At 54.1% G+C, this 451-nt stretch carries 1 protein-coding gene; it reads left to right on the forward strand.

Annotated elements, in window-relative coordinates; genetic code table 11:
* Positions 1-186: 186 nt before the first annotated feature.
* Positions 187-451: urease accessory protein UreE N-terminal domain-containing protein (locus FCS21_RS16130; protein ID WP_503328523.1), on the forward strand; the 265-nt coding region annotated here is incomplete at its 3' end.

Raw genomic sequence — 451 nt, forward strand, 5'->3', positions numbered from 1 at the left:
AACGCCGAATCCTTACATCCAGTAGGACAAATCCGAAAATTCCATATACGAAAAAAACGGAAGGAACTTGATGTGATAAACACCACTCGCCCACAAAAAACGCCCCATTTAAGTGCTCAATATCCGACAGAGCACCAACATTAAGCACTCGCAGTACTCAGCCCCGCCCTATTCAGTGGCAACTCCTTGCGCACCGACAGAGAATTCCTACATCAATACCTGATTGGCAAGCCCCTTGCTCTAGCACTTCCATCGCTCATAGCTGGAAGCTTCCTGATGCTGGTGATCCACCGCCGAATCGCCCCCCAAGCCCTCTGGGCCGCTGAGCTGCTGCTGAATTTCGAAGCACGCAGCAAGAGCCGCCTGCGCTGTTTCAGTGCCGACGGTGAAGACGTCGGCCTGTTTCTGGAGCGCGGCCAGCCGCCGTTGCACGATGGCGAATTCCTGCAAG

It is taken from the genome of Colwellia ponticola (assembly GCF_005885605.1).
GTDB classification, from domain to species: Bacteria; Pseudomonadota; Gammaproteobacteria; order Enterobacterales; family Alteromonadaceae; genus Colwellia; species Colwellia ponticola.